The following is a 15,766-nucleotide window of genomic DNA, read 5'->3' on the forward strand; positions in this document are numbered from 1 at the left end:
ACACCGAGCTGTTTTTCCTACAACTGGACGAGCCTATGAAAGCCAAGGCTGATGTACCTTTCACGCCGCTTAACATTGCGGTGCTGACTGTCAGTGATACCCGAACCCTGGAAACCGATACGTCAGGTCAGGTTTTTGTCGACCGCTTGAGCGCCGCCGGCCACAACCTGGCCGCTCGGGTTCTGCTTAAAGATGACCTCTACAAAATCCGCGCGCAAGTCGCCAACTGGATTGCCGATGAGGTGGTGCAGGTGGTTCTGATCACTGGCGGTACCGGGTTCACGGGGCGTGACAGCACGCCAGAAGCGGTGAGTTGCCTGCTGGACAAGCAGGTAGATGGGTTTGGTGAGCTGTTCCGGCAGATTTCCGTTGCGGACATTGGTACCTCGACCGTCCAGTCCCGGGCGCTGGCCGGTTTGGCCAACGGTACGCTGGTCTGCTGCTTGCCCGGTTCAACCAATGCCGTGCGCACTGGCTGGGATGGCATTCTCGCCGAACAACTGGATTCCCGGCATCGTCCCTGCAATTTCGTCGCTCACTTGAAGCAGGCGCAACCCTGTGAATCCCGTGGGTAAGCCAGGTAAAACCGGCAGCCTTATGCCGGTCGAGGTGGCGCTGGCGCGCTTGCTGGAAATGGCAGAGGCTTCGCCCATCCGCGAGCGTGAGCGTTTGCCTGTGGCGCAAGTTCAGGGGCGCGTGCTCGCCGATGACCTGGTTTCAACCCTTGATCTGCCACCTTGGCCAAACAGCGCCATGGATGGCTACGCCCTGCGGGCCGCCGACTGGACGGGTGAACCGTTGGTGGTCAGTCAGAAGATTTTTGCAGGTCAGGCGCCCGAACCGCTGCAACCCGGTACCTGTGCCCGCATCTTTACCGGTGCACCGGTGCCAGCAGGCGCCGACTGTGTCGAGATGCAGGAAAATGCCGAGGTTCAGGCGGATGATCGAGTCCGTTTCATCGAGCCCATGACCCCCGGTCAGAACATCCGGCCACAAGGTCAGGAGACAACGGTGGGCGAGCTTGTTTTGCCGGTTGGTACCCGCCTTGGATCAATCGAACAGGGTTTGGCGGCATCGATGGGCTGCGCTGAGCTCGATGTTGTTCGCAAGGTTCGTGTTGCGGTTCTCTCTACCGGAGATGAATTGGTTGAACCGGGCCAGGCCCTGGGTCCAGGACAAATCTACAACAGCAATCGCGTGTTGCTGTGCAGTTGGTTGCAACGCCTGGGTTGTGAAGTCATCGATGCCGGTATTTTGCCTGATGACTTGGTGACCACTCGTGCCCGTCTAGGCGAGTTGAAGGATGTTGATCTGATCCTCTCAACTGGCGGAGTGTCGGTTGGCGAAGCCGATTTCCTCGGCTTGGCCTTGCGCGAAGCGGGCGAGTTGACGCTATGGAAGCTCGCCATCAAACCGGGTAAGCCGCTGACCTTCGGGCATTATCGCGGTGTGCCCGTGATTGGTTTGCCCGGCAACCCGGCGTCGACATTGGTCACTTTTGCGTTATTGGCAAAGCCCTATCTTCTGCGACGTCAGGGTGTAAAAGAGGTCGAGCCGTTGAAGTTCCAGGTGCCGGCCGGGTTTGTCTGGCCAAAGGCGGGCAATCGACGGGAATACTTGCGTGGTCGCCTGGAGAATGGTCGGGCGATCATTTACAAGAATCAGAGTTCCGGCGTACTTCGCAGTGCCGCCTGGGCCGATGGCCTGGTTGAAGTGTTGGAAGATCGCACGTTGATCGAGGGTGAATATGTAGTGTTCATTCCTCTGAGCGAAGTTCTGAACTGACGCGTAGGGCTCAGTTGCCGCAAGCCCGGTAAAGCGCCGGGTCTTGCGTGCATGGCTGACGCTTAACGAACCAGCAGTGTCACGACCTGATCAAAGCGGCTGTTGGCAACCCAACCCAACAGGCCGAGGACGACCGCTGCGCCGCCTGCCGAATAGGCAAGTCTGTGTTTGATGGATTTGACGTCATTGCGCACTTCATCCATGTCTCTTCGGATGTATTTCAGATGAGTCTCCAGTTCAATGACGCGAGGTTCCATGTCAACTCCTGCAGCGGGTTTTGCGTTGTTGTTGAATTCAGCTTGATGATTGGTGCGATTTTCCGAGAACGGCTTTACCGGAGGGAGCGGCAACTTGATGTCATGGGTTTGCATGGAGAAAGACGCTCCTTGCATCTATGCCCTTTGAATAGCTGAAGCTCTTATAATTTGCTTTTGTAATCTTTGGTGAGTGTCTACTCATTTGCTTGCACATCCCTGTGTGGTTGCTTTTGATGACGGATAGTCGCCGAAACCAAGGTGAACCATTCGCCCTGGCGGGTCAATTAAGCCGATTCCTCATATATCGTAAGAAAATATCCCGACCTGTAGGACCGTAAACCTGCATGCCTCGAAAAATCTCAACGTCGTGCGACCTTTATAGGGGGGAGTGAGGTCAACATCTCCTGAATGAATTCCAATCAGGAGCTACGACAATGAGTGAGCGCAAGGCGCTGTTGATTCTGCATGGCAAGCAGGCACTCAACGAGGAGGTCCGCGCGGCAGTCGAAGACAAGCGCAAGCAAGGGTGGACACTGGCCGTGCGGTTGACCTGGGAAGCGGGGGATGCTCGGCGATGGGTGGAAGAAGCGTTGAACGCGGGCTACACGCAATTGATTGCCGGCGGCGGCGATGGCACGTTGCGCGATATTGCCGAGGCCCTGGCGGCACACCCGAATCAGGCGAGCCTGGTTTTGATGCCACTGGGTACGGCCAATGATTTTGCTCGTGCTGCTGGCGTACCTCTAGCGCCCGCACTGGCACTGGATCTTCTGGAGGTTGCGCCACACGCTATCGATCTGGGGGAAGTCGGAGGCCAGGTCTTTCTGAACATGGCCACGGGCGGTTTCGGCAGTCAGGTCACGGCCAATACGTCAGAAGACTTGAAAAAAGTTCTCGGCGGCGCAGCTTATCTGTTTACCGGCTTATCACGCTTCAGCGAGTTGCATGCGGCTTATGGCGAGTTGCAGGGGCCGGACTTTCATTGGCGCGGAGAGCTATTGGCGCTCGGTATCGGCAATGGTCGGCAGGCGGGAGGCGGGCATGTGCTATGTCCGGAGGCGCTGGCTGACGATGGTCTGCTGGATATCAGTATTTTACCGGCACCGCAGGAAGTGGTCGGTACCTTGAGAAACCTGCTGGCCGATGGCTTTGGCATCGATAACATGTTCGTGCGCGCTCGTTTGCCCTGGGTCGAGATCAAGGTCTCGGAAGGGCTGCACATCAACCTTGATGGCGAACCATTAGAGGGCGATAACCTGCGTTTTACCGCGCGTGCCGCGGCATTACGCGTGCATTTGCCGGAGAATTCACCGCTGCTGAGTACATCGCGGTCAGCTAATCGTCCAGGCTAATGATTTGCTCGCGTACCGCAAACAGGACAAGGCCGGCCACGTCGTAGATCTGCAGGCGCTTCATGATCTGCGAGCGGTGGGTTTCAACGGTCTTGATACTGAGACCCAAGCCATTGGCGATTTCCCGGGTGGATTTTCCGCGAACAATCAGTCGCAGGATTTCCAGTTGCCGCGCCGTCAGGTTATGTGATTCGTGCGTTTCCGGGTGCTGTTTCTGGCTCCGGATCAGCGCCTGGTTGATGACCGTGTGGGCGATGGCAGGGCTGAGGTAGCGTTCGTTGTGGCGCAGGGCATCCAGCGCATGTTCCAGCTCGGTGGCCGTGGTGTCCTTGAGTAAATAGCCATGAGCGCCGGACTCCAGCGCTTGCATGATGAGCGCGGGATCGGTGTGCATCGACAAAATCAGCACCTTGCTTTGCGGGCGCACCCGCTTGAGTCGCTGCAAGGCTTCGAGACCGCTGGTCTCCTTCATGGAGATGTCCAGCAGAACAATGTCAGGGGACAGTTTCTCGACCATTTCGAGCAGCTGCGACCCATCATTGGCCTCGCCAACAACCGCATAGCCGGGAATGTCCAGCACCAAGGCGCGTACGCCTGCCCTGATCAGCGAGTGGTCATCCACCAGAAGTAAATTACAAGTCAATGCAAAACCTTATTCGTACTGGCCCGTTCGAGCGCGCGTGGCGCCCAGGGGAAGAGTGCTTCGATTTGAGTGCCTTTGCCTGGCTCGCTCGTCACGGCCAAGGTTCCGCCCAACTGATCGATCCGTTCCAGCATCCCGGCCATCCCGCGCTGGCCCTCTCGACCGGGATCAACCGCAGGTGCGAAACCCAGGCCGTCGTCGCTGATCAATAGTGTCAGGCCTTGGGGCATACGTTGCAGTCGGACCAGAAGATTTTTCGCTTCGGCGTGACGCAAAATATTGGTCACGGCTTCCTGGGTAATTCGAAACGCTGCCACCGCCATTTCTTCCGGCACACCGGTCAACCGTTGATGGCATTCCAGGCTCCAGTGCACCGATGTATTGGCCAAGGTCTTGAGTAGATGCGCACGCAGACTGGCTTCCAGCCCGAGGCTCGCCAACTGTCTGGGATTAAGGATGGCCGAGACGTCACGAACCTTGGTCAGGGTTTCTTCCAGCGTGTCGCAGAGCACCAGGCACTGGCTCTGCATTTCATCAGGCATCCGACGCTTGAGCCATTCACTTTGAAGTTTTGCGGCGGTCAGCAGCTGGCCGATATCGTCGTGCAATTCTCTACTCAGACGATGGCGTTCATTTTCCTGGACTTCCAGCAAGCGGTCGGCGAGCTCTTGCGGTTCAAATTTTATCGATTTGCCAGAGAGGCGATGTTGTAGCCAGACGCTGGCCAATGCCGCGATATTGAGCACCAGCAAGCTCAGGGCAAGGGAAGTGGAGAGACCGAAGACCATCAAGCTGCCAAGTGCCGAACAGGTGCACAGCAATAGCGTGAGCCGTCGAGCGTTTTTCTGGGACGGTGGCCATGAGGTGACTGACTTGAGGCTGGCGTACATAGCGGATGGAGCCAATGAATGTTCGCTGCGGGCAGACCGGCCATAGTGGCTGACGGGTCTCTGTCTGAAAATCTGTAGTGACTCGTCTTGAGCAGAGTGGTCTCCAGTGGCGGAACTACAGCCGTTATCGGCTGGCTCTGATCTGAATTCACTTTGCCATTAATTGGCGTCAACTAATGGTCGGCATAATACCACCTTAGATACCGTTGGTCGCGTTTGGTATATATGTCCAAAGAGTCAGGAAATAAAGCAGTGGACGATAGTTCCACTATGGAAAAAGTTTACGGAGGGAGTAACGATTAACGCCGTACTGTCGTTCGCAGGTATGAAATATTCAATTGCGACATGAGTGCACTCAGTTATAGAGGCGCGTCATGGCAATAAGAATACGCACCCTGTAGTTGTCTGACTAATTCAAGCCTGCCGTTCCGAGTAGGAAACGAGCGTAAACGGCTTGGAATTAGCCGGTAACTGAAAATGACTCTGACCGACCTGGACCGCAAAGGCTTCCAGCAGGGAAGTCTGTTCGCTGTCATCCAGGCTGAGCTGACCGGTGGTCTGATCGATGAGTTCGAGCTGCCAGGCCATCAGCGTGAAGCAATCCTTCAGCGCGCCCAGTGCTTGCTCGTGCAGGTCTATGTGGGTGTGGGCATGGTTCAGCAAGCCGTGAATATGCAGGGAAAATTCCGACACGGCTTCCAGCGCCAGGGCATCGGCCCGGCTCGCCAGTTTGAGCAGGCTGCTGAGCATGCAATCGATTGCGTCCTTGTCATTGCTGATCAATTGCAGATGGCTCAGGCACTCCTCCGATTTGGCCAGGAGGGTTTCCGCTTCGACAAGAAACTCCGGTAAACGCTGAGCCCACTGCTTCGGTTTGTTCGGCATGCTTATCTCCACAACGTCATGTCAAATGAGGGGATGTCGCGTATGTCGATGAGGGCGTCCAACGTCCCGACGCTGCCATGCCGGCATGAGATCGCGCTCCCGCAGGCCTGAGCGCAGGCTTGGGAACTCGAGAGGGTGGATGGCCACTTACCTGCGATCGCACACAAAAGCCTGACTCCGTTCATGCAATGAGAATGGCGTCACATTAATGGCTATTGGATATTGCGAATATCAGGTTGGGCCTGATTGTTACTAGGGGAATCCCTTACGCGGGGGAACCTAGCGTGCAAACCGTGGTCGCGCCGCTGGATAAAGCAGGTGAATTGCGGATGCAGTAAACCATGATGTTAATGTGACATCAATGCTCGATCGTGGCATTTTGTCTCAGGGTCAAGATATGGCAACAACAGCCGATAACCCTCTTTAGTGAATTAATCAGAACAAGCCCAGGAGTCATTAATGGCCGGCATTCTCGACACGGTAGACCAACGCACGCAACTGGTGGGTGAGAATCGCCTGGAAATTCTGATGTTTCGCCTGGCCGGCCGGCAATTGTTCGCGATCAACGTCTTTAAAGTGCAGGAAGTGTTGCAACTGCCCAAACTGACCCTGATGCCCCAGCGCCATCCGTTCGTTTGCGGGGTGGTCAACCTGCGTGGCCAGACGTTGCCAGTGATTGACCTGTCCCAGGCCATCGGCATGCGCCCGCTGATACCGAGCCCGACCAGCACGATCATCGTCACCGAGTACAACCGGTCAGTGCAGGCGTTCCTGGTTGGCGGTGTGGACCGCATTGTCAATATGAATTGGGAAGCCATTCTGCCGCCGCCGACCAGCGCCGGTCGCCAGCATTACCTCACGGCGATCAGCAAGGTCGATGACCAGTTGGTGGAAATCATCGACGTCGAGAAAGTACTGGCCGAAATCGTGCCTTACAACGCCAAGGTCTCCCGCGAAAAACTCGACGATCCGGTTCTGGAGCGCGCCCGTGGCCGCGAAGTGCTGCTGGTCGATGACTCCAATGTCGCACTGTCGCAATTGCGCGACACACTGGGTCAGTTGGGCGTGAAGATGCACATTGCCAGTGACGGCCTGAAGGCGCTGAACATGCTCAAGGCCTGGGCGGATACGGGCGTGTCGATGACCGACAAACTGTTGATGGTGTTCACCGACGCAGAAATGCCGGAAATGGACGGCTATCGCCTGACCACCGAAATTCGAAACGACCCGCGTCTGCGTGGCCTTTATGTGGTCCTGCACACCTCCCTGTCGGGCAGCTTCAACGACTCGATGGTGAAGAAGGTCGGCTGCGACAACTTCCTCTCCAAATTCCAGCCGGACAAACTCGTCGACGTGGTGCGCCAGCGCCTGATGCTCGACGAAGTCCCGGCCTGATCACGATCAAGGACTGGCCACTTTCCGTGTAGGAGCGAGCCGCCCGGAGCAGGCTCGCTCCTACACGGGAGCCATGTCATGTTTTCAGCCTTTGATTCGGTGACCAAGCTCGTATAGGGTGGCCTTTTTTGACCATCAGGGAGCTGGCCATGTTGCGTCTGAGCGCGCTTTACCGTTATCCGTTGAAATCCGGCAAGGGTGAAACCTTGCAACACGCCGGCCTCGACAAACTGGGGCTGGACGGTGATCGACGCTGGATGCTGGTAGATGAGGCCAGCGGACGCTTCCTGACCCAGCGCGCAGTCGCGTCCATGAGTCAGTTGTCGGCGTTGTGGAATGCCGAGGGCGGCCTGACCCTCAGCGCCCCGGGCCGCTCACCGATCGACATCGCCTTGCCCTCCAGCAACGCTGAACTGCGTGGCGTCACCATTTGGCGCGACACCTTGCGCGTGCCGGATGCCGGTGACGAGGCGGGCGCCTGGGTCAGTGAGTTCATTGGCAAGCCGACGCGGCTGGTGCAGGTTCCTCTTGATCGTGCGCGCATGACCGAGGCCGGTTACGGCAAGGACGATGATCAGGTAGCGTTCGCCGATGGGTATCCATTGTTACTGATCGGGCAGGCGTCCCTCGAAGATTTATCGCAAAAGGTCGGACGTTCCCTGGAAATGCTGCGCTTTCGACCGAACCTGGTGATCGAGGGCAGCGAAGCCTTTGCCGAAGACAGCTGGAAGCGTATTCGCATCGGCGATGTCGAGTTTCGGGTGGTCAAGTCCTGCTCTCGGTGCATTCTGACCACCATCGATCCGCAAACCGGTGAGCGAAGCGATGACCGGGAACCGCTGGCCACGTTGCAGAAATACCGTTCCGAGGCCGATGGGGCGATGTTTGGACAGAATCTGGTCAACGACAGTAACGGTCGTCTCGAAGTCGGGATGCCGGTGACGATTCTCGAGTAAACGTCCCGGAATGAAAAATGCCCGTGTCTTTGGACACGGGCATTTTTTTATCGCGATGAAAACCCGGGGGGTTAGCCGCGGTATTCACACAGGTAAGCGGTGTCGACGGCCACTTTCAGCTGAAACTTGCTGTTGGCAGGCACGTTGAACTGGCTGCCGGCCGCGAAGGTTTCCCAGTCGCTGCTGTCAGGCAGTTTGACGGTCAGGGCGCCGCTGACCACGTGCATGATTTCACGTTGGCTGGTGCCGAATTCGTATTCGCCCGGAGCCATGACGCCAATAGTCGCAGGACCTTCAGCGGTGCCAAAGGCGATCGACTTGACGGTGCCGTCGAAGTACTCGTTGACTTTAAACATGGGCGATTCCTCGAAAAGGGCTAAAAAGGGCCGGCCAGTATGCACAAGGCCTCGAGCGTCGTCACCTCTCTAGGAGGGGAGAATCAGCGGTAATAAGCGAGCTGTATTGCGCGCATCTTCCAGTGCCCGGTGCTGCTGTCCGGTGAATTGCATGCCCGCCAGTTGCAGGGCGCCATTGAGCCCCAGCGGGCGTTCCAGGCGCCGGGCCTTGGCAAAGCGCTGCTTGAGGTTCATGTGCGGCACGCGGCTCAAGGCGCTGTCGAGTTGCAGGCGTTCCCACTCCTGAACCAACTGTTTGCGGTCGTAGTCGCCCCAGCTCGCCCAGCCTTCCAGGCGTGAGTGATGCTGGCCCAGCCAACGTTCGAACGCCGGCCAGACCTCGGTCAGCAGTTGCGCGGTATCGATATTGCCCTGAGTGATGTGCGTCAGCTCCCGGCAAAACGGTGTCAGCAGGGGCCGCCGCAGTGGTCGCACGAAACGCTGGAAGTGGTCCAGTTCGCGACCTTTGCGGTCCACCAGGGTGGCACCGATTTCGATGATTTCCATTTCCGTTACTGGCCAGCCACCTTCATCGGTGGTGGCTTCCAGATCTATCACCAGCCAGTGAGGCATCGCAGGTTTCCTGGTATCCGCGTCCTGATAGGGCTTGAGCGTAGCCAAACCCGGCGGATCCGCCTAGCGGCTTATTCGACCTCCAACAAAATCTGACGATTTTTGACCTGATCGCCGACCTGAACCTGCAAGCGTTTGAGGACTCCGTCGATGCCCGACTTGAGTGGATGCTCCATTTTCATGGCTTCGAGCACCACCAATAGCTGGCCTTTGCTGACGGTACTGCCCTCACTGACCAGTACGTCGACGATGGCGCCGTCCATCGGTGCCTTGAGCGTGCCGGAACTGACGCTGGTCTGACTGCTGACCAGCGCCTGGGTCCGATCCAGCAGTTTCAAACTGCCGGGCCGCGCGAACAACCACAGGTGCCCTGCCTCGAGTCGATAGGCATGACGCTGGTGGATACCGTCAATCTCCAGCATTGCCCAGCGCCCATCGCTACGGATGATCTTCAATGTGAGCCGTTGCCCGGCGACATGAATCCGAAACGACCCCTCAGGCAAGGCGTTCAATTCCACCGGCCAATCGTGGTCATTCAGGCCGATGCGATAGTGCAACGGCACGCTGGCATTGTTGCGCCAGCCCTTCAGCGGTACCGGGTGAGCCTGTGCCGACACTTGATAAAACAGCGCCGCAGCGATGGCCAGCTCACAGGCGCTCGGGACATGAGCCTGCAAGCACGGCTCGTCAGTAAAGCAGTTCGGGATGAACCCGGTGCTGAACTCGCCGCTGATGAACTGCGGGTGTTGCAGCAGACTGGCAAGCAGGCGCTGATTGCTCTGTACGCCCAGCAGCACGCTGTCCTGCACCGCGCGCAACAACTTGCGTCGGGCCTCTTCGCGGGTTGCACCGTGGGCGATGATTTTGCCCAGCATCGGGTCATAGAACGGACTGATGTCCTGGCCTTCAATCAGGCCATGATCGATCCGCACACCATTCTGCAACGCCGGCTCCCACGCCTTGACTTGACCGGTTTGCGGCAGAAAGTCGTGAGCGGGATCTTCGGCGTACAAACGTACTTCCATGGCATGCCCGCTGAGCTGAACCTGCTCCTGTCGCAATGGCAGCGGTTGTCCTTCGGCGACGAGCAGTTGCCAGGCCACGAGGTCCAGCCCGGTGATCAGTTCGGTCACCGGATGTTCTACCTGCAGCCGGGTGTTCATCTCCAGAAAATAGAACTGCCCGCGTGCATCCAGCAGAAACTCCACCGTCCCGGCGCCGACGTAGTTCACTGCCCGGCCGGCCTTGAGCGCAGCCTCGCCCATGGCCTGACGCAACTCGCTGGTCATCACCGGGCACGGCGCTTCCTCGATGACTTTTTGATGCCGGCGCTGGATCGAACAGTCGCGCTCGCCGAGGTAGATCAGGTTGCCGTGCTGATCGCCAAACAGCTGAATCTCGACGTGGCGCGGGTCGATCAAGGCTTGTTCGAGAATCAGTTCGTCGCTGCCAAAACCATGCTGCGCTTCTGAGCGTGCAGTGCGCAGTTGTTCCAGCAGCTGGCTGGCATCCTGTACCAGGCGCATGCCTCGTCCGCCCCCGCCCGCACTGGCTTTGATCATCAGTGGGTAACCGATGCGTTCAGCTTCACGACTCAGGGTTGCATCGTCCTGTTCGGCGCCTTGATAGCCTTTAACGCAGGGCACTGCGGCATCGATCATGGCGATTTTCGACAGGCGTTTGCTGCCCATCAGCTCAATGGCTTCGGGGCTGGGGCCGATGAAGGTAATGCCCGCGTCACGGCAGGCAAGGGCGAAGCCAGCGTTTTCCGAGAGGAAGCCGTAGCCGGGGTGGATCGCATCGGCACGGGTGCGCCGGGCAGCGTCGATGATGGCCGGGATGTTCAGGTAAGACTGCTGCACTGGGGCCGCGCCGATGTTGACGGCTTCGTCGGCCATTTGTACGTGCAGGGCATCGGCGTCGGCGTCGCTGAAGATGGCGACAGTGCGATAGCCCAGCGCCTGGGCGGTGCGCTGGATACGGCAAGCGATTTCACCGCGGTTGGCGATCAGGATTTTTCTGAGTCCGGGCATGAAGGCTTTCCTTGAGAATTGCGGTGAATGTGATGACCTCTTCGCGAGCAGGCTCGCTCCCACAGGATTTGTGATCGACGCATAACCAATGTGGGAGCGAGCCGGCTCCGGGCGGCGTTCCGACGAAGCTTCTAAGTGGCCCACCCCGGTTTACGCTTTTGCACAAAAGCCATGGTCCCTTCGATAGCTTCCGCCCCCGTCACCGCTTCGCTAAACCACTGCGCCGCGTCATCCAGCAACGCATCCGACGGTTGCCCGGCACTCGCCAGCAACAGTTTTTTAGTTGTCGCATTCGCCCCCGGCGCGCAGCACAGCACATGGGCGAGGATTTCATCGAGGCGTTCAGCCAGGGCTTGCGCATCATGCTCGACAAAGTGCACCAGGCCCATGCGCCGAGCCTGTGTACCGTCGAAACGTGCGGCGGTCAGCGCCAGGCGCCGGGCCTGGGTCAGGCCGATGCGCTGGACCACAAACGGGGCGATTTGCGCGGGCAACAAGCCGAGGCTGGTTTCCGGCAATCCGAACTGCGCCAGGTGATCGGCCAGGGCCACGTCGCTGACACACGCCAGCCCCAGGCCACCGCCCAACACCGCGCCTTGCAGCACCGTAATCACCACTTGCGGCGCGTGTTGCACCTCTTGCAGCAGTGCGCCAAAGGCCCGGTTCAACTCGCGATAGGCGTCCGAACCTTGAGCGCGTGCGTTGGCCATGTCCTTGATGTCGCCACCGGCACAGAAGTGTCCGCCGGCGCCGCCGATCACCAAGGCCCGAACCGCACGATCATCACGCACCGCCGCAAGGACCGCGCGCAGTTCGGCGACCATGTGCAGACTCATGGCATTGCGGCTTTGCGGACGATTGAGGGTGATGTGCAGCACGCCGTTATGCGACTCCAACAGCAGTGTCTGGCAATCGGGCAGGGTGCTCATTTCTTTTTCCCCGGCAGAATGCCCATGAGTTTGCAGATGATCCCCAGCATGATTTCATCGGCGCCACCACCAATCGACACCAGCCGCACGTCGCGGTAAGCGCGGGCCACCGGGTTGTCCCACATGAAACCCATGCCGCCCCAATATTGCAGGCAGCTGTCGCTGACTTCACGGCCCAGGCGCCCGGCCTTGAGCTTGGCCATGGAAGCCAGGCGAGTGACGTCCTGACCTTTGATGTATTGCTCGGTGGCCTGATAGACCAGCGCCCGCAGGCATTCGATTTCGGTTTGCAGCTCGGCCAGACGGAAGTGGATCACTTGATTGTCGATCAGCGCGTTGCCGAAGGTTTTGCGTTCTTTGCAGTACTCGATGGTGCTGTCGACGCAATACTCCAGGCCCTTGATCATGTTCGCCGCACCGAACAGGCGTTCCTCCTGGAATTGCAGCATTTGCATCATGAACCCGGCGCCTTCATGGCCGATGCGGTTGCGTTGCGGCACACGCACATTGTCGAAAAACACCTGGGCGGTTTCCGAGCTGCGCATGCCGAGTTTGTCCAGGTGCGAGCTGAGGCTGATGCCGGGGGTGTTCATCGGCACCATGATCAGCGACTTGTTGATGTGCGGTTTGTCGTCGGAGGTGTTGGCCAGCAGGCAGATGAAATCGGCGCTGGGCGAGTTGGTGATCCACATCTTGCTGCCGTTGATCACGTAGTCATCGCCGTCCTTGCGGGCGGTGGTTTTCAGCCCGGCGACGTCGGAGCCGGCCCCAACTTCGGAAACGCCGATGCAACCGACCTGTTCGCCGGTAATCGCCGGGCGCAGAAACTCGTCGCGCAATTCATCTGAACCGAAGCGGGCGAGGGCGGGCGTGCACATGTCGGTCTGCACGCCGATGGACATCGGAATGCCGCCGCAATGGATGGTGCCGAACTCTTCGGCCGCGACAATCGAATAGCTGTAGTCCAACCCCATGCCACCGAATTTTTCCGGTTTGGAAATCCCCAGCAGGCCGAGGTCGCCGGCCTTGCGGAAGATTTCATGGATGGGGAAACGCCCGGCCTTTTCCCATTCCTCGACGTGAGGGTTGATCTCGTGATCGACGAACTGGCGGACGGTGCGGCGCAGTGCTTCGTGTTCCTGGGTGAAGATCATTTTTATTGTTCTCCTAAAGGCCGGTCTAGAACCTGGCGACGCCAAAACTGTTGGCTTGCAGCGGCCGCACCTCGGCCTCGTGACAGATATCCAGCAAGTAACCGAGCAACGTCCGCGTGTCCCGCGGATCGATCAGTCCGTCGTCCCACAGATTGGCACTGCCGTAGAGGGCGGTGGACTGGCTGTCGAGTTTCTGTGCGGTGACCTGTTCCAGCATGTCGAGCATTTTTGGATCCGGCACCAGACCGTCCTTGAGCTGTTTGGCCTCGGTGACAATCCGCAGCACCTTGCCGGCCTGGGCGCCGCCCATCACGGCGGTGCGGCTGTTGGGCCAGGCGAAGATGAAACGTGGGTCGAGGCCACGCCCGCACATGGCGTAGTTGCCGGCGCCGTAGGAGCCGCCGACGACAATCGTCAGTTTCGGCACCCGGGCATTTGCCACCGCTTGAATCATTTTCGCGCCGTGCTTGATCACGCCTTGCTGTTCCGATTCGGTGCCGACCATGAACCCGGTGGTGTTGTGGAAAAACAGCAGCGGCGTCTGGCTCTGGTCGCACAGCTGGATGAACTGCGCGGCCTTGCTCGCACCCTTGGGCGTAATCGGGCCGTTGTTGCCGATGAAGCCGCAGGCACGGCCCTGGATTTTCAGGTGGCCGCAAACGGTCTGCTGATCGAACTCAGCCTTGAATTCTAGGACGTTCGAACCGTCGGCAATACGCGCGATGATCTCGCGCACGTCATAGGGTTTTTTCGGGTCGTCCGGGATCAGGCCCAGCAGCTCGTCGATGGGGTAGAGCGGTTCTTCCCAGCGCTGTTCCGGGCGCCAGGGCAACTGATCGTTCCAGGGCAACAGACTGACGATCTCGCGCACCTGGCGTACGCCGTCGGCATCGTTCTCGGCCAGGTACTCGGCGGTGCCAGCGGTTTGCGCATGCATCTCGGCGCCGCCGAGTTCTTCGTCGGTGGCGACTTCCCCGGTTGCCGCTTTCAGCAGTGGCGGGCCGGCGAGAAACAGCTTGGCCTTGCCGCGCACGACCACCACGTAATCCGACAATCCCGGCTGATAAGCGCCGCCCGCGGTGGCCGAGCCATGCACCACGGTAATCTGCGGTAATCCCATGGCCGACATCCGCGCTTGATTGGCAAAGCTGCGCGCGCCTTCGACGAAAATGTCCGCGGCGTAATTCAGGTTGGCGCCACCGCTTTCGGCGAGGGTGATCACCGGCAGTTTGTTCTCCATGGCGATCTGTTGCAGGCGCAGGGACTTTTTCAGTCCGCTGGGGGAAATGGTCCCGCCCTTGATCGCACTGTTGTTTGCCACCACGAGCACGCGGACGCCGGACACGTAACCGATCCCGGCGATCAAACCACCACCGGCCGCGCTGCCGTCCTTGTCGTCGTGCAGCTTGTAGCCGGCCAGGCTCGCCAGTTCGAGGAACGGCGCGCCGGGGTCGAGGAGCAGGTTGAGGCGTTCACGCGGCAGCAGTTGGCCGCGCTTGTCGAACTTCGGCTTGGCCTCGGCCGCCTTGTTCAAAAGGTTCTGTTCGAGCTGGCGCACGTGTTCGATCACGGCCAGCATCGCGTCGCGGTTCTGGGCGAACGGCGCGCTGAACGGGTCCACTTGCGATTGAATCACCGGCATGGCTTATTCCTTGTCCTTGAGCACTTCTGGCAAATACGCGCGGTGAAAACCGTTGTACGACTCACTGTTTGTAGCCTTGTGGATCGGCCACGCGCGCCCGCCGAGGCTGGCGGCTCCGTCGATGCGCAAGGTGCTGCCACTGACAAACGCCGCGGCCGGGCTGAGCAGGAACACGATTGCAGCGCTGACTTCCGATTCGGTGCCGATGCGTTTGAGCGGCACGTGTTCGCGCAAGGTGGGGATCACCGCTTTGAAAGCGCCTTCATAAGTGTCCATGCCGCTGGAAGCGACCCACCCCGGCGCCACCGCGTTGACCCGCACCCCGGCGTAACCCCATTCGAAGGCGGCAGTCTTGGTCAGGTTATCCATGCCCGCGCGCGCCGCGCCTGAATGCCCCATGCCGGGCATGCCACCCCACATGTCGGCGAGCATATTGACGATGGCGCCGCCATGCTTGCTCATGGATTGATTGAACACTTCCCGGGCCATCAGGAAACCGCCCACCAGATTGGTGCGGACCACGGTTTCGAATCCTTTCTGATTGATTGAGGCCAGCGGTGACGGGAATTGCCCACCGGCGTTGTTGACCAGACCGTGGATCGGCCCGTATTTGCGAATCAGTTCGCTGACCAGATGCTTGACCGCATCTTCCTCGCGAATATCGCACACGGCCCAATCCGCCTTGCCGCCGTCTTCGGCAATCTCGGCGGCAACGCTTTTCAACTTGTCGGCCTTGCGCCCGACCAGTAGCACATGCGCGCCCAGCGCTGCCAGTTCATGGGCGGTGCAACGACCGATGCCGCTGCCGCCACCGGTGACAAGAATGGTCTGGCCTGCAAACAGATCGGTTTTGAAGATCGAATCGTAAGCCATGGCG

General features: G+C 59.1%; 16 protein-coding genes. 5 read left to right on the plus strand and 11 right to left on the minus strand.

The genetic code is table 11. The annotated features are described in order from the left end of the window. Nucleotides 1-35 precede the first annotated feature (35 nt). On the plus strand, nucleotides 36-575 hold the full coding sequence (moaB, locus tag J2X66_RS23465) for a molybdenum cofactor biosynthesis protein B (protein WP_310269124.1): 540 nt from the start codon (nucleotides 36-38) through the stop codon (nucleotides 573-575). Between the two features lie 22 nt (nucleotides 576-597). Further along, nucleotides 598-1,785 (plus strand): gephyrin-like molybdotransferase Glp, encoded by a 1,188-nt coding sequence (gene glp, locus J2X66_RS23470; RefSeq protein WP_310269306.1) that lies wholly within the window; start codon nucleotides 598-600, stop codon nucleotides 1,783-1,785. A 62-nt stretch (nucleotides 1,786-1,847) separates the two neighbouring features. On the opposite strand, the gene J2X66_RS23475 is transcribed toward glp, so the two are convergent. Next, entirely contained in the window at nucleotides 1,848-2,156 is a 309-nt protein-coding gene (locus J2X66_RS23475; protein WP_027925753.1) for a hypothetical protein, read from the minus strand. A 320-nt stretch (nucleotides 2,157-2,476) separates the two neighbouring features. On the opposite strand from J2X66_RS23475, the gene yegS reads away from it, so the two are divergent. Further along, a complete protein-coding gene (gene yegS, locus J2X66_RS23480; RefSeq protein WP_310269127.1) occupies nucleotides 2,477-3,394 on the plus strand; it encodes a lipid kinase YegS in 918 nt (305 codons plus the stop codon). Here yegS and J2X66_RS23485 read toward each other — a convergent pair. From J2X66_RS23485 to J2X66_RS23495, 3 genes are all read right to left on the minus strand, one after another. Next, nucleotides 3,378-4,037: a response regulator transcription factor gene (locus tag J2X66_RS23485; protein ID WP_310269130.1), complete on the minus strand. Its 660-nt coding sequence runs from the start codon at nucleotides 4,035-4,037 to the stop codon at nucleotides 3,378-3,380. The genes yegS and J2X66_RS23485 overlap by 17 nt on opposite strands. Further along, nucleotides 4,034-4,927 carry a sensor histidine kinase gene (locus J2X66_RS23490; RefSeq protein ID WP_310269311.1) on the minus strand — a complete coding sequence of 298 codons (894 nt, stop codon included), beginning with the start codon at nucleotides 4,925-4,927 and terminating at the stop codon, nucleotides 4,034-4,036. The genes J2X66_RS23485 and J2X66_RS23490 overlap by 4 nt, the downstream gene beginning before the upstream one ends. 414 nt (nucleotides 4,928-5,341) lie before the next feature. Then, complete coding sequence (locus J2X66_RS23495; RefSeq protein ID WP_310269133.1) at nucleotides 5,342-5,812, minus strand: hypothetical protein; 471 nt, start codon at nucleotides 5,810-5,812, stop codon at nucleotides 5,342-5,344. 459 nt (nucleotides 5,813-6,271) lie between these two features. On the opposite strand from J2X66_RS23495, the gene J2X66_RS23500 reads away from it, so the two are divergent. Together J2X66_RS23500 and J2X66_RS23505 are read left to right on the plus strand one after the other, a co-directional pair. Then, entirely contained in the window at nucleotides 6,272-7,207 is a 936-nt protein-coding gene (locus J2X66_RS23500; RefSeq protein ID WP_027925758.1) for a chemotaxis protein CheV, read from the plus strand. A 149-nt stretch (nucleotides 7,208-7,356) separates the two neighbouring features. Further along, nucleotides 7,357-8,163: an MOSC domain-containing protein gene (locus J2X66_RS23505; RefSeq protein WP_310269136.1), complete on the plus strand. Its 807-nt coding sequence runs from the start codon at nucleotides 7,357-7,359 to the stop codon at nucleotides 8,161-8,163. 71 nt (nucleotides 8,164-8,234) lie between these two features. Here the strand turns inward: J2X66_RS23505 and J2X66_RS23510 are convergent, their stop codons facing one another. The 7 genes from J2X66_RS23510 to J2X66_RS23540 all read right to left on the minus strand — a co-directional run bounded on the left by J2X66_RS23510 (nucleotide 8,235) and on the right by J2X66_RS23540 (nucleotide 15,762). Beyond that, nucleotides 8,235-8,519, minus strand: coding sequence for a pyrimidine/purine nucleoside phosphorylase (locus tag J2X66_RS23510; RefSeq protein ID WP_007940055.1), 285 nt, complete (start codon nucleotides 8,517-8,519; stop codon nucleotides 8,235-8,237). A 69-nt stretch (nucleotides 8,520-8,588) separates the two neighbouring features. Then, nucleotides 8,589-9,131 carry an exonuclease domain-containing protein gene (locus tag J2X66_RS23515; RefSeq protein WP_310269139.1) on the minus strand — a complete coding sequence of 181 codons (543 nt, stop codon included), beginning with the start codon at nucleotides 9,129-9,131 and terminating at the stop codon, nucleotides 8,589-8,591. Between the two features lie 71 nt (nucleotides 9,132-9,202). After that, nucleotides 9,203-11,164: an acetyl/propionyl/methylcrotonyl-CoA carboxylase subunit alpha gene (locus J2X66_RS23520; protein WP_310269141.1), complete on the minus strand. Its 1,962-nt coding sequence runs from the start codon at nucleotides 11,162-11,164 to the stop codon at nucleotides 9,203-9,205. A gap of 131 nt (nucleotides 11,165-11,295) precedes the next feature. Beyond that, nucleotides 11,296-12,093 carry an enoyl-CoA hydratase-related protein gene (locus J2X66_RS23525; protein WP_310269144.1) on the minus strand — a complete coding sequence of 266 codons (798 nt, stop codon included), beginning with the start codon at nucleotides 12,091-12,093 and terminating at the stop codon, nucleotides 11,296-11,298. Further along, the gene (atuD, locus tag J2X66_RS23530) at nucleotides 12,090-13,247 is read right to left on the minus strand and encodes a citronellyl-CoA dehydrogenase (RefSeq protein ID WP_310269146.1); all 1,158 of its coding nucleotides are present in this window, start codon (nucleotides 13,245-13,247) and stop codon (nucleotides 12,090-12,092) included. The genes J2X66_RS23525 and atuD overlap by 4 nt, the downstream gene beginning before the upstream one ends. A 25-nt stretch (nucleotides 13,248-13,272) precedes the next feature. Beyond that, the gene (atuC, locus tag J2X66_RS23535; RefSeq protein ID WP_310269149.1) at nucleotides 13,273-14,889 is read right to left on the minus strand and encodes a geranyl-CoA carboxylase subunit beta; all 1,617 of its coding nucleotides are present in this window, start codon (nucleotides 14,887-14,889) and stop codon (nucleotides 13,273-13,275) included. A 3-nt stretch (nucleotides 14,890-14,892) separates the two neighbouring features. Further along, nucleotides 14,893-15,762, minus strand: coding sequence for an SDR family oxidoreductase (locus tag J2X66_RS23540; protein ID WP_310269152.1), 870 nt, complete (start codon nucleotides 15,760-15,762; stop codon nucleotides 14,893-14,895). Nucleotides 15,763-15,766: the final 4 nt, after the last annotated feature.

The sequence above is a fragment of the Pseudomonas sp. 3296 genome (assembly GCF_031456615.1).
Taxonomy (GTDB): Bacteria; Pseudomonadota; Gammaproteobacteria; order Pseudomonadales; family Pseudomonadaceae; genus Aquipseudomonas; species Aquipseudomonas mucoides.